Below are 14,579 nucleotides of genomic sequence, written 5' to 3' on the forward strand. Positions count from 1 at the left end.
AACCTAGTTATCGGTATTTCTAAGTTTTCCGGTTAATTCTGTTATGTTAATGCGAAATACTATGGGCGTATCTTCAGTGTCTATTTTTGCGGAAAACTCACTAATACATTTCGGATGTTCTCCGTAATTATCTAAAATTACTTTTTTAACTCCGACAGAAAATTGATGAAGCATATGTTTAGCATCGATTCTTGATAGTTCTTCATAGGTGCCTTGTGTCAATATAGATTTCCAATTTCCGATTGAGGTTATATCATCGACTGCCAAACAAATAGAAGGGTTTTTTCGCATTTCTCTTACTTTATGACCTTCAGATGAATAACTTATTATTGTCTTAGTTTCTGCATCATAGAAGTACGTTATAGGTACAATATGTGGAAACCCAGCTGAAACATAAGATAAGCGCCCTATATAGTTTTGTTTAAGTAAAGAGATACATTCTTTTTCATCTAAATTTCTTCTCATAACAAGTCATAATTTAATAATGTTTTAAAAGTAAACATCATTAAAAGGGCGGCAAATGATTTTGGTCAGTTGTATAGAAATCAGTAGTCTGATTCTTATATTTTTCAAATTAATGTTATACTTTTTCAATGTAGTTGTATTTGTTTATTAGACATTTATTTCTCCTGTTTTATAAATGAAACCAAATGTCAACTACGAATTCTAGTTGATACCCAACGAATACTAAAAGCCTCCATAATTCTTGATTGTTCACAGTTAGATTTGAATCAGAAATAATAATCTAAAACTACAATCATGAAACTACTTTACACCTTTTTACTGTGCTGCACCATTTTCACAGGTTTTTCTCAGGACGATAATAGCCCATACTTATTGGTATCCACAGAAGATGCCATAATCCCATTAAAATCTTCAAAGACAGATGTTGAAATATCGGGTACTATTGCCCATGTTCGGGTTACACAAGTCTATCAGAATAAAGGAAATCAAGCTATCGAAGCTAAATATGTCTTTCCACTTTCTACACAAGCAGCAGTGCATAAAATGCAAATGACCATTGGAAACCGAATTGTGAATGCAAAAATATTTGAAAAACAAGAAGCTCAAAAAGTGTACGAGAAAGCAATAGATGAAGGTAAACGTGCTGCAAAATTAGAACAGAACAGACCTAATGTATTTCAAATGAATGTGGGTAATATTATGCCAGGCGATGAGATTTCAATTGCTATTTATTACACAGAATTATTAGTTCCTATAAATGGCGAATATCAATTTGTAGCACCAGCGGTAGTTGGACCACGATTTACGGGAGAAAGTGCTGAAAATGAGGAAAGCTTCAATATGCCATATACGGCTAAAGGAATTGCAGATAGTTTTGATTTTGATATGACGGTTACCCTAAATGCGGGTATGATTATTCAGAATATCAATAGTACTACTCATAAAGTAAAAGTCAATTACCCAAATGCAAAAACGGCTGAGGTCTTTTTATCCGAAGGAAATAAAAATCCATCGAACAGAGATTTTATTTTAAATTATAATCTACGTGGCAACCAAATACAATCAGGATTACTGCTATACGAAGGGGAAGATGAAAACTTCTTTACGTACCAAATGGAACCAAACAAGAATGTTGTTTTAGAAGACATTCCGGCGCGTGAGTATTTATTTATTGTTGATGTATCGGGTTCTATGAACGGGTATCCATTAGAGGTGTCAAGAGAACTAATGCGTAATCTTTTGTGTGGTTTACGAATGACAGATACGTTCAATGTACAATTATTCGCTTCGAGCTCTACTATTTTTAGTCCGACTCCGGTAGAAATTAATGAACAGAATATTGAAGTAGCCATTCGGTTCTTATCCGAAGGTCAAGGCGGTGGTGGTACCGAATTACTAAGTGCATTAAATGAAGCATACAAATTACCAAGGAAAGACATAAACGTTGCCCGTTCTATGGTAATTATAACTGACGGATATGTAAGCGTTGAAAAAGAAGCTTTCGAACTTATTAGTTCTAATCTAGATCAAGCAAATGTCTTCACTTTTGGTATTGGTTCTAGTGTAAATAGATATTTAATAGAGGGTATGGCTAAAGTATCAAATAGCGAATCTTTTATTGCGACTACTTCTGAGGAAGCACAAGGAGTTGCAAAAGACTTTGCTAAATACATTGCCACACCATTACTTACACGAGTTAAAATTGAATCTAAAGGATTTGATATGTATGACCTAGCTCAAAAAAGTATACCAGATGTTTTTGCAGCAAGACCAGTAATAATTCACGGAAAATATAGAGGCAAGGCAGAAGGGAAGATTATTGTCACTGGGTATCAAGGTAAGAAGCGATTTAGAGAAGTATACAATGTGTCTGATGGACAGTTAAGTAAATCGAACCAGGCATTACGCTACTTGTGGGCGAGAAAGAAAATAGGGGAGTTGGATGATTACAATAAACTGTTTAATGAAGATGTGAAAGCAGATGTTGTGGAATTAGGACTTAAGTACAACTTGGTTACCAATTATACTTCGTTTGTTGCTGTAGATGAAGCAATAGTTAATGAAGATGGAACATTGACGAAAGTAAAACAACCGTTACCAATGCCAAATAATGTAAATAATTCAGCAGTAGGGGCAGAAGCGGAAGTAAAAGAAAGAACAAAATTTAAAGCAACCTATACATTGATTTTTGATGCCGAATTGGATAAAAAAGATAAAAGACAAGTAACCATGGAGTTCAAAGTGATGTATTCAGAATTAGTAGCAAAGTACCTAGGTAAGTATGAAAGTCTACGCATAAAATTTAACGCCCAAGGTAAAGTAGTTGGTGTTGAAAAGCTGGAAAATGGAAAATGGGTTTCTGAGGAAAAGATAAGAGTAGACTTTGCTGAAATAGTTATGAAATCAATCCAGAAAGAAATGACATTGACTTTGAAAAAATAGTGAGTTAGTTTTTTGGTTAGTTGGTTCTCTGTAGAGAGAAGAAGACCTGTGGGAATGTAAATTCTTGCAGGTTTTTCTTTTGCTAATTATTACTGAAGAGCACCCTTTTATAATAATAAATACGGAGCATTCAACGAATTCTAGATGAAGGTCTACGAATACTAGAACAGCACCTAAAACACGCTTTGTCTACCCTAATTTAGAGGTGTAGAAACAAAACAACTAAAATAAATACTATGAAAAATTTAATCCTTTTTGCCTTTATACTAGGTGTTTGTGTAACCAATGCACAAGAGTTTCAATTAACGGATAAGTATAATGTGACTAATCAACGAATGAATAATCAAGAGCAGGAAGATGCATGGTTGGTTGATATAATTGTATCAGAGAACCCTGGTAATCGTTTAGGGGCATTGACTATTTCAGATTTCGGTTTATTAGACGAAATACGCATTTCAGTTTTAAAGAATCCAGAATTAGAAAATATTTCTGAAATACTTAAAGTAACCCTAGAATATTCCGCTTGCTGCTCAAGTACAGAAGAGTACTATTATTTGGTAACAAACGATAATGATTTTATCGCGCTACCAAGTATCAAAAACGAATTTGCGTATGATCCTATTTCAGACATACACTACATTTTTCCTAATCAGTCATTTGGCAAGGAAGGAACAATTCTAAGAGCTGCATTACAATACACAGAAACATATACGATCAAAGACATTACAGTGCTTCGCAGCATTGCTTGGAACGATGATGACTTTGATACTGAAGACGCTATCACAGCAATTAATTATTAATAACCCTTAAAATTTAGAATTATGAGAAATTTAAAGAAAAGTGCCTTATTCCTATGCTTATTTGCATTTGTAAACATGTTCGCTCAAAATGCACAAGAAGTAGAATTTGAGATAATGGACAAAGAAATTCCCGCAGAAGAATTAACCTATGAATATCTTTTGGCGCACAAAGTTTTTCTTCGCGAAAAGCCATCTGTTAGAAGTGGAAAGATAACGCTTCTTGATATTGGTACTAAAATGGTGCTTTGGGAAAAGAGTTTGTATACCAAGGAAATCGACGGTATAAAAAGCCACTGGTACAGAGTAACAACAGGAGATCAGACCGGATGGGTTTGGGGAGGAATGATTGCCCAAAAATCTTTTGGAAGCATTGCTGACAACCAGGTAAAGTTTGTATACGGGTATGAAAGTATTGCCACGAATGAATCGGGCATGACAGAGGCAAAATACCAACTACGTGCTTTTAAGAATGGAGTACAATTAGACAAGATGGTTTTAGATAGCCTTGGTGCAATTCCGGTACATATTGAAAACCATGGAAGTTTAGGTTTATTCAATGTAGAAGATGTAATTACGATAGATTTAGCCGATTCAGATTCTGGCTACCAAGTAGGAAAGAGTTACATTTTTTGGAATAACGGACATTTTAAAAAAGTTGCTAGTTTAATCGACTACGCCGATGCATCGTATTTAAAGACCGAGTCATTCGTTTTCCCTTCAGATATGCAAGGTGTGAAGAGTACTATTTTATTGAAGACTACCATTACAAAGAACATCGTAACACTAGATGATGCTTTAGCTCAGAACAATGTAGAATTCATTACAACGCCTTATACATGGAATGGCTCTAAGTTGACAAAAAAGGAAAAGATTCAAGCAATTACAAAAGATGCTATAGTAAGTACTGACTATTAAAAGATAAAAATGAATAAGTATACAATCTTAGTATTGGTTTGTGTTTTAGTGCTAGGCTGCAAGAAGCCGTTTTCGAAAAGCTCGGAGACGGCGCTTGCTTCGCCTTTTAGCATTGCAACAGTGCAAGAATCTATAGTGTTTATTGCAGGTTTTGACGAAGGTGATAATACATATTACACCAATGCAAAACGTTATTTCACTAAGAAAGAAATGCAAGTTGTAACGGGTTTGTATTCTATTGATGAGATTATAAACTTTATAAATAGGGCAGAGGATAATCGTATTCGTTTTAAAGAAATACATATTGTTAGCCATAGTAATGCTTGGTTGGGTGTGTCTTTAAAGACAACGAAATCGGGTAAACGAATTACGGTTAAGACATTACACAATGCTATTCAAGAACAGGAAATTCAGTTAATTAAAAATGAATCTACTTCGAATTCAGAAGTGATTTTTCATTCTTGCGGATTAGGTGAAAATCAAGATTTGTTACAAGAACTAAAAAATACGCTAGGTGCAAAACAAGTATCTGCATCAACATATTTTAATGTATTTGGAGGAAAATTTGCAGAACACTATTTAGCAAAACCATATTACGGGTACTACCCAACATCAGAATCTAAGGGACCTGCTCATCTTTCCAAAGAATTTAAACAAGAATATCCAGATGTAAACATCGATTGGTTTACTGCTTTAAAGACAAGACAAGAGTCTTCCTTTGGTGAAGCCTATAGTTTCAAATTTAATATTCCAGTAGATTGGGAGTTTACTTTTGACAACACAGATGATATGCCTAAATTGGAAAACAAAGAAACTATTATGGATTGGATTTCAGAATCTCCAGAAATGGCTGAGGTGCTTTTTAAATTGAATATTCCGATAGAAAAATTCCGTTGGAGAAGTACTGTTGAAGGCAACAAATTAATAATAAAAGGAAAAACAACGGTACTGTGTGTATTGGCACCTATTTTGCAGTCTAATGACAAGAATGAATACCAAAGCGTTACAGTAAATGACCGTTCGCTTTATCAAATATTATAACAGTATCAGCGTTAAAAAGATACTTGAAACCTTAAAATAGAAAACCTTTTTTTGAAACTGTATTTGAAATACTTGCTCATTGTGTTTTGTTTCTTCGGAACGATACAAATGTTTGCGCAAAACAGTCAACTAAGATCGTATACACTTGCAGATGGTTTGCCACAGTCTCAAGTATATGATATACTACAGGATGACATGGGTTATTTGTGGTTGGGAACGCAAGGTGGCGGATTAGCGAATTTTGATGGAGAAGCATTTGAAGTTTGGAATGAAAGTGATGGATTGCCTTCTAACTACATTGACGCTTTATACAACTCAAACGATTCATTATTTATTGGGAGTAGAAAAGGTTTATCTATAAAAGTCAAGAACCGCTTTGTCAATTTTGAATCTCCTCAAATATTTCAAATTTATTCAGCAGAAAACATTTTATTCATTGGAACTAAAAAGGGAGTTTATAGGTATTCTAAAAACAAAGAACTTCAAAAAGTTTCTATCAATCCAGAGATAGATAAAAGTGAAATTAACACGATACTTTTTGATGGAAATTGGTATTGGTTAGCTACTAACAACGCCTTATGGAAGCTTAATGAACTAAGTGAATCTGCAACTGAACAATCTAAAGTTGAGGTCAATAATTTTAAGTCGGTTCTGCTACGTAATAACAAGATAATTGCCGCAACATTTGATGATGGTGTTTTTATAATGGACGTAGAAAATACTGACAATCAGTTTTTAATGCCAGAACCATCTCGTATAAACTCAATGTCAATTCAAAATGAAGATGAATTATGGATAACCACTGACAATGATGGAATTACGATTGTAGAGACCGAAAAATTTTCAGAGATAAAACGATTAAATACGGCTGGCGGATTAGCTACTCCGCATATAAGAAAAGTCATTAATGATGATAACGGCAACCTTTGGATAGCAACTTCTGGTGGCGGATTTTACAAATACTTCCAGAATAATTTTAAGCATTATGACCAACGAACGGGTTTAAAAGGCAATCGTATTTATGCGGTTCACAATGCCCCGGACGGATTATGGTTTTCAAGTTCAGAAGCTGGATTATCAAAAATAGATTCTGCAGGTATTCATCCATTACCAAACGAAGGTTCATTTTTCGATGTAAAAATTAAAACGATTACCAGTGATGCCAAAGGCAATATTTGGGCTGGTTCAGATAATAGAGGTTTGTTGTTTAGGGAAACCAAAATGGTAGACAGTTTGGTATTCTCATCTAGCGAAACCTATTTAATACAAATTGATACCGTTTCGGTAGAAAGAACTACTAATCATATTATTGATGAAAGCAAAGGCTTTCCGTCAGATTGGGTTCGTACCGTTATTGCAGAAGATGACTACACATGGGCGGCAACGTATGCGCATGGAATCGTAAAATTCAATTATTATTCAGAAAACGATAGTGTAAAAGTTCGAAAGACATTTACAATGCGAGACGGTATTTCTGATATGCTGATTAGAGATTTTGTAAAAGATAATAATGGTAGGTTTTGGTTCTCAACACAAAAAGGACATCTAGGCTACATTGAGAATGATAAGGTTAGAGCTGTAGAAACCGGATTGGAACAGCAAACCGCAATTGGTACGGTATTATTCCATGAAGATTATATTTTCTTAGGCACATCGGGCAAGGGTATTTGGTACGCGAACAGCACTGATCCTTCACATTTTCAACAATTGAAAGGTGCTAAGAACTTATCATCAAACAATATATATCAGCTAATTTTTGATGATCAAGGGTATCTGTGGGCAGGTTCTGAAAGAGGAGTAGATAAAATTGAAATGAATACTGCCAATGAGATTATGGACATCTATCACTTTGGTAGAAATGATGGTTTTTTAGGAATTGAGACCTGTTTAAATGCCGTAGATAAAGATGAACAAGGTAACCTTTGGTTCGGTGCTATTTATGGGTTAACGAAACATATTCCAAGTGAAAGCAAAAAAGCATCGCTACCACCAACGGTCTATTTTACGGGAGTAGAGGAGCGTTATAAAAATATAGATTCCTTAGTTTTAAAAGACTGGACGAATAGTAAAAAGGTACTGCAACTAACTCCAGAACAGACACAACTAGGGTTTTCATTTAGAACGGTAGATGTTGACCACCCTAAGGAAATAGAATACAGAACAAAATTAGATGACACCGAATGGAGCCCTTGGGTAAAGGAGAACAAGCAAAATTTTGCAGGTCTGGCATATGGTCCACATGATTTTTCGGTACAATCTAGAAACTTTAGATGGCAAGAAAGCGAGCCAATAAAATTCAGCTTTTTTATTGATAGTCCGTTGTATAAGAAAGACTGGTTTCAATGGTCCGTTTTGGCGTTTGCAATTTTAGTGTTGTTAGGTATTGGATTGTTTTACATCCGTAAGATAAAAGCAAAGAACAAAGCGGAACAAGAGCGGTTAAAAACTCAGAATTACCTTTTGACCCTAGAACAGAAAGCACTGCAATTACAAATGAATCCGCATTTTATATTCAATGTCTTAAATGGGGTAAAAGCCATGGCAGGTACGAAACCAGAAAAGATGGATGCGACCATTAATAGCTTTGCCATATTATTAAGAGAGACGCTACAAAATTCAAGAAAGGAATACATTAGTTTAGATCAAGAGATTAAGGCGCTACGGCATTATATAGAAGTAGAAAAGCTGATGGCGCAAAAGCCTTTTGAGTATACAATTGATGTTCAAACCAATCCTGATGCAGAAGAGATATTGATTCCGCCAATGTTAATTCAGCCATTTGTAGAGAATGCCATCAGACATGGAATTTTGAAAGGAGATAAACCAGGAAAGCTGTCGATAGAGTTCACCACCTCTAAAACGCATTTGCATTGTAGTATTATTGATAATGGTTTGGGTATTTTTAAATCACAAAACGAAAAGCCAAAAACAGACCATCAATCCATGGCATTGACGGTGACTAAAGAACGATTAGAATCTATATCAGGAGCAAATACCCTGCATATAAGTGAAATTAAGAATGAAGATGGTAGCATTGATGGCACCAAGATTACCTTTAAAATACCTTTACTAACAGATTATTAGAGACCTATGCATACAGCGATTATAGTAGAAGATATGATTGACGCCTTAACCCTTTTAAAGAAGGATATAGAGACGCAGCATACAGATATTGAAATTATTGCCACGGCACAGAGTGTAGTGGAAGCTGCCAAGGTATTGCGTAAAAATCAACCAGATATCTTGTTTTTGGATATTATGCTGGGTGATGGTACAGGGTTTGACATTTTGGAGATATTTCCAGATTTAAAATCTAAAATCATTTTTGTAACCGCTAGTGATGAGTTTGCTATACGTGCATTCAAATTTGCCGCAATTGACTATGTATTAAAACCCTATTCAAACGAAGATTTAAGTTTAGCGATATCTAGAGCAAAAGAGCAATTGCAGCCTAATAAAGAACGACTACAGATCTTAAAGGAGACTATTTCTGCCCCAGAGAAGAAACCCAATAAAATATCGTTACACACGCTAGACCAAATTATCATTGTTAGTTTAGATGATATTATACGTTGCGAATCTGATAGCAATAACACCATTTTTCACCTTCAAGATAAACGTAAGATATTTGTTACCAAAACCTTAAAGTACTTTGCGGACCTTTTAAGCAGTCACGATTTTGTACGCGTACACCAAAGTCATTTAGTGAATCTTCAATGCATAAGTGCCTACATAAAAACAGATGGCGGCTATTTAATGTTGAAGAACGGAGAGAATGTTCCGGTATCTGTCCGTAAGAAAACTGAAATTATAGAGATTTTGGATAAGATGCATCGGTAGATAAAAAACAAATATTCAATTATTGATTTCCTTGCCAGGTTGTTGAAAAAACAAAAATTCTTGCGCTAATTTTTACATTATTCTCAAAAACATCATTTAAAGTTATATTTTATGTTAAGGTTAACATAATTGTTACAAAACCCTGTCTATTTTTAGAGAGCTAGAATTAAGCTTGTTAAATCTATCTATATGATTTAACAATGGAGTTAATAATAGCTGTTTTCTCTTAGGAGCTAGAAAAGTAAGAATACTAAGTTTTTATGAATAGTAGATTCATAAGCACTTTATATAATATGGTAAGATAAACACTAAGTATATCTAACCTCAAAGAACCATTTAAAACTAACAGATGAAAAGAAGAGATTTTGTACAGTATGCCGGGATGGGCGCCGGAGCATTAATGATGCCATCATTATTGCTAGGTAATGATATCCCGACAGAGGCTTTACTAGAACCGGGTATGGATACCTTGGTAAAAAAGAGAATGGCTGATGTTGCCCTTAACACGGCTAAGTCACTTGGCGCAACGTATGCAGATGCTAGAATAGGTAGGTATCTTAACCAGTATGTTTTCACTAGAGAAGATAAAGTACAAAATGTTGTAAACACAGAGTCTTTCGGTATTGGTATTCGAGTTATAGCCAACGGAACTTGGGGTTTTGCATCAACAAATAGTGTAACTGAAGATGGTATTAAAAAAGCTACGGAACAAGCAGTTGCTATTGCTAAGGCAAATTCAAAAATTCAAACAGATCCAGTTAAATTGGCACCTGTAAATGCATATGGCGAGGTCTCATGGAAAACGCCTATAACAAAAGATTTTAAAGAAGTACCAGTATCAGAAAAAGTAGATTTATTATTGACTGCTAATGCAGCAGCGTTGGATAATGGGGCAGATTATGTGAACTCAGCTTTGTTTATGGTAAACGAGCAAAAATATTTTGCTTCTACCGACGGTTCTTATATTGATCAAGACATTCACCGTTTATGGCCTACGTTCAGAGTAACTGCAATTGACAAGGCCAAAGGTAACTTTAAGACCCGAGAGAATATGAGTGCGCCAGTAGGAATGGGGTATGAATATATGGACGGTCTAGAATCTGAAAAGCTTGATGGTCCTGCAGGTTTACGTTTATATCGTAACAGTTATGATATGGTAGAAGATGCTACTATCGCAGCAAAACAAGCAAAAGAAAAATTGACTGCAAAATCGGTTGATGCAGGTAAGTATGATTTAGTGCTAGAGCCAAATCATTTAGGTTTGACCATTCATGAATCTGTGGGGCATCCGCTTGAATTGGATCGTGTTTTAGGATATGAAGCCAATTACGCAGGTACAAGTTTTGCATCTTTAGATAAATTAAAATCAGGAAACTTCCAATACGGTAGTGATGTTGTAAATCTTGTAGCCGATAAAACTCAAGTAGGTTCGTTAGGTGCTGTAGGGTATGATGATGAAGGTGTTAAAACCAAAAAGTGGGATTTGGTACGAAATGGTATCCTTACCAATTTCCAGGCTATTCGCGATCAAGTTCACATGATTGACCAAAATGAATCTCATGGTTGTTGTTATGCACAAAGTTGGGAAGATGTACAGTTTCAGCGTATGCCAAATGTTTCATTAGAACCAGGGAAAGATAAATACTCTATTTCTGAAATGATAAAAGATGTTGAAAAAGGAATTTATATTGCAGGTCGAGGCTCTTACTCAATTGATCAGCAACGATATAATTTCCAATTTGGAGGTACTGTGTTCTATGAAATTAAGGATGGTGAAATTGTAGGTATGTTAGAAGATGTGGCTTACCAATCAAATACTCAAGAGTTTTGGAATTCTTGTGTTAAGATTTGCGATGAAAGTGATTACCGTGTTTTCGGAACTTTCTTTGATGGTAAAGGGCAGCCTTCTCAAGCTAGTGCTGTATCTCATGGTAGTTCTACAGCTAGGTTTAATGATGTAAATGTAATTAACACAGGTAGAACTATTTAATTAGGTTCTCCAAAAAAAGGACAACAATGGCAATATATACAAAAGAAGAAGCAAGAAAAATTTTGGAACGAGCTTTAAGCTTTTCCAAGGCCGATACCTGTGAGATTAACCTAAGCGGTTCAAACAGCGGTAATATAAGGTATGCAAGAAATACGGTTTCTACCTCTGGGTACAGTTCCAATCAAAGTTTGGCGGTACAATCTAGTTTTGGTAAAAAATCGGGCACAGCTACAATCGATGAGTTTGATGATGCGTCGCTAGAAAAAGTGGTAAGAAGGGCAGAGGAACTGGCTAATTTATCCCCAGAGAACTCTGAGTTTATGGAGCCCTTAGGGCCGCAAATTTATGATGAAGCCATCAGTTATAGCGAATCAACAGCAACAATTTCACCAGACTATAGAGCTACAGTTGCTAGTAGTAGTATTGACCCTGCTTCGACACAGGATGTTACTGCAGCTGGTTTCTTAAATGATTCAGCAGGTTTTAGTGCAATGATCAATTCAAAAGGACTTTTTGCCTATAATAAATCGACAAATGTTGATTTTACAGTTACCATGCGTACCAATGACGGTACCGGTTCGGGTTGGGTATCTAGAGATTTCAATGATGTTACAAAGTTCGATGCAGACGAAGCATCGAAAATAGCAATTGAAAAGGCTGTTTTATCAAGAGAAGCAAAAGCAATTGAACCCGGTAAATACACAGTTATTTTAGAGCCTGCAGCAGCATCAGATTTGTTGCGTAATATGTTCAGGTCACTAGATGCACGTTCTGCAGATGAGGGTAGAAGTTTTATGTCCGGAGCTGACGGAACAAACAAACTAGGTCAGAAAATTGTTGATGAACGTGTACATATTTATTCAGACCCATTAAATGCAGAAGTCCCAACTTCCACATGGAATCAAGAAGGACAGCCTATAAAGAAAATAACTTGGTTAGAAAACGGGATGGTTAAAAACTTAGCTTATGATCGTTTTTGGGCAAAAGAAAAAGGAGTTGATCCTGTACCTTTTCCATCAAATGTAATTATGGCTGGTGGTGATCAAAGTTTAGAAGAATTGATCAAAGGAACTAAAAAAGGAATTTTGGTGACACGATTATGGTACATACGTAGCGTTGATCCACAAACCTTATTATATACGGGACTGACAAGAGACGGAACGTTTTATATCGAAAACGGACAAATTAAATACCCTGTGAAGAATTTTAGGTTTAATGAGAGTCCGATAATTATGCTTAACAATCTAGAAACACTTGGTAAGCAAGTACGTATCGATGGTAATCTAATACCATACATGAAAATTCGTGATTTCACGTTTACCAGTCTATCCGATGCCGTATAAAGGATAAAATCAAAATTTAAACTGGTTGTTTGTGTTGCATCACAACAGCCAGTTTTTCTTTTACATCTAGAAAATAAATTAAGTTACCAAGCCCTTGAGCAACGAATTTTTCTTTACAAGATTACAGTACGAATCTGGCGATTGGGATGTTGATCAGCGTATGCCTTCCAATTTGTTGAATTCGTTGGTTGAATACACTACCCTTAAAGTGGACACCCAAGAGAAGATTATCACTTTAGCAAGTGATGATATTTTCAAAAGTCCGTTCTGTTATATCTCGGGTCATAAGTTGGTAGAATTCACTAAAAAGGAAAAAGAGAATTTTGAGAAATACGTTCGTAATGGTGGCTTTGTATTTGCCGATGATTGCAACCACGATATTGACGGGCTTTTCGCAAAATCTTTCGAACGGCAAATGGAAGAAATATTTGGTCCGTCCGAATTAAAAAAAATACCCAACAATCACGAATTGTATTCCATCTTTTTCGATTTCGAAAACGGTCCGCCAACCACATCACAAGAATTAAATGGTTGGGGAGATGATTTGGTTCATGAATACTTAAAAGCCATTGAGGTAAACGGTAGAATTGGGGTGTTGTATAGTAATAAGGATTACGGTTGTGAATGGGATTACGATTTCAGAAATAAGCGTTGGTACAAAATAGACAATACACGATTTGGGGTAAACATAGTGCTGTATGCCCTAACATCATAAATAGTTTTGAATGGATAAAGAATTACAACGCATTGCAGATGAAGTAGATATGCTGTCTGGCAAGTTAAAAGCCTTAAAGCGAGAAATAGGTAAAGTAATTATAGGGCAAGAAGAAACCGTATCTCAATTACTGATTACATTCTTGGCTGGCGGACATGCATTATTAGAAGGAGTGCCAGGTTTGGCAAAAACACTAATGATCAGAACCTTGGCGAATGCTATTGATTTAAAATTTAAGCGTATTCAGTTTACGCCCGATTTAATGCCTTCGGATATTATTGGTACCGAGATTTTAGAGGAAGACCATACGACGGGTAAAAAGTTCTTTAAGTTCAATAAAGGTCCGATTTTTTCAAATATCATTCTGGCCGATGAGATAAATAGAACACCACCAAAAACACAAGCTGCTTTGTTGGAAGCTATGCAAGAATTTGAGGTAACCTACGGTGATAAAACCTATCCGTTAGATAAGCCGTTCTTTATTTTGGCTACCCAAAACCCGATAGAGCAATCGGGGACTTTTGTTTTACCAGAAGCACAACAAGACCGATTTTTACTGTATATCAAAATAGGGTATCCAACAAAGCAAGAAGAGGAAGCCATATTAAAGGCAACTACGGGCTCTGTGAAAAAGGAATTAAATAAAGTAATTTCTGGAGAAGATATTATACGATTACAACAATTAGTTCGTGAAGTGTCCATTAGTGATGCACTTATCAGTTTTGTGAGCGATGTTATACGCGCAACCCGACCAGAATCGACTACAGATTCTTACGTAAAAGATTGGGTAGATTGGGGTGCAGGTCCGCGTGCAGGTCAAGCAATGATCTTAACGGCAAAGGCTAATGCCTTGTTAGAAGGTAGGTTAGCCGTTACTTTAGATGATATTAAAAGTGTGGCATTACCCGTACTTCGACATAGAATTCTCGTGAATTTTAGAGCAGAAGCAGAAGGGATTACTTCAGATAAGGTAGCTGCTCATTTGTTGAATGCTATTGATATTAAAGGCAAGTAAACAACCTCGGGGG

The 14,579-nt window shown here is 35.7% G+C and carries 11 protein-coding genes; 10 read left to right on the plus strand and 1 reads right to left on the minus strand.

All coding sequences use genetic code 11. The features are described 5' to 3' along the window. Positions 1-3: 3 nt before the first annotated feature. The gene (locus AAC084_RS10285; RefSeq protein ID WP_339840093.1) at positions 4-465 is read right to left on the minus strand and encodes a pyridoxamine 5'-phosphate oxidase family protein; all 462 of its coding nucleotides are present in this window, start codon (positions 463-465) and stop codon (positions 4-6) included. 294 nt (positions 466-759) lie between these two features. Between AAC084_RS10285 and AAC084_RS10290 the strand changes: the two genes are divergently transcribed. The 10 genes from AAC084_RS10290 (at position 760) to AAC084_RS10335 (ending at position 14,566) form a co-directional block, all read left to right on the plus strand. After that, entirely contained in the window at positions 760-2,907 is a 2,148-nt protein-coding gene (locus tag AAC084_RS10290) for a VIT domain-containing protein (protein ID WP_339840094.1), read from the plus strand. Between the two features lie 236 nt (positions 2,908-3,143). Continuing rightward, entirely contained in the window at positions 3,144-3,707 is a 564-nt protein-coding gene (locus AAC084_RS10295) for a hypothetical protein (RefSeq protein WP_339840095.1), read from the plus strand. A 21-nt stretch (positions 3,708-3,728) separates the two neighbouring features. Beyond that, positions 3,729-4,622, plus strand: coding sequence for an SH3 domain-containing protein (locus AAC084_RS10300; protein ID WP_339840096.1), 894 nt, complete (start codon positions 3,729-3,731; stop codon positions 4,620-4,622). 9 nt (positions 4,623-4,631) lie between these two features. After that, positions 4,632-5,663: a hypothetical protein gene (locus AAC084_RS10305; RefSeq protein ID WP_339840097.1), complete on the plus strand. Its 1,032-nt coding sequence runs from the start codon at positions 4,632-4,634 to the stop codon at positions 5,661-5,663. Positions 5,664-5,771: 108 nt separating this feature from the next. Beyond that, positions 5,772-8,747 carry a two-component regulator propeller domain-containing protein gene (locus tag AAC084_RS10310; protein WP_339840098.1) on the plus strand — a complete coding sequence of 992 codons (2,976 nt, stop codon included), beginning with the start codon at positions 5,772-5,774 and terminating at the stop codon, positions 8,745-8,747. Positions 8,748-8,753: 6 nt separating this feature from the next. Further along, complete coding sequence (locus AAC084_RS10315) at positions 8,754-9,503, plus strand: LytTR family DNA-binding domain-containing protein (RefSeq protein WP_073245361.1); 750 nt, start codon at positions 8,754-8,756, stop codon at positions 9,501-9,503. Between the two features lie 349 nt (positions 9,504-9,852). Next, entirely contained in the window at positions 9,853-11,493 is a 1,641-nt protein-coding gene (locus AAC084_RS10320) for a TldD/PmbA family protein (protein WP_339840099.1), read from the plus strand. A 26-nt stretch (positions 11,494-11,519) separates the two neighbouring features. Next, the gene (locus AAC084_RS10325; protein ID WP_339840100.1) at positions 11,520-12,836 is read left to right on the plus strand and encodes a TldD/PmbA family protein; all 1,317 of its coding nucleotides are present in this window, start codon (positions 11,520-11,522) and stop codon (positions 12,834-12,836) included. A gap of 94 nt (positions 12,837-12,930) precedes the next feature. After that, positions 12,931-13,551: a DUF4159 domain-containing protein gene (locus AAC084_RS10330; RefSeq protein WP_339840101.1), complete on the plus strand. Its 621-nt coding sequence runs from the start codon at positions 12,931-12,933 to the stop codon at positions 13,549-13,551. 10 nt (positions 13,552-13,561) lie between these two features. Then, positions 13,562-14,566, plus strand: coding sequence for a MoxR family ATPase (locus AAC084_RS10335; RefSeq protein ID WP_339840102.1), 1,005 nt, complete (start codon positions 13,562-13,564; stop codon positions 14,564-14,566). Positions 14,567-14,579 lie beyond the last annotated feature (13 nt).

The organism is uncultured Maribacter sp., from assembly GCF_963977385.1.
Lineage (GTDB): Bacteria > Bacteroidota > Bacteroidia > Flavobacteriales > Flavobacteriaceae > Maribacter.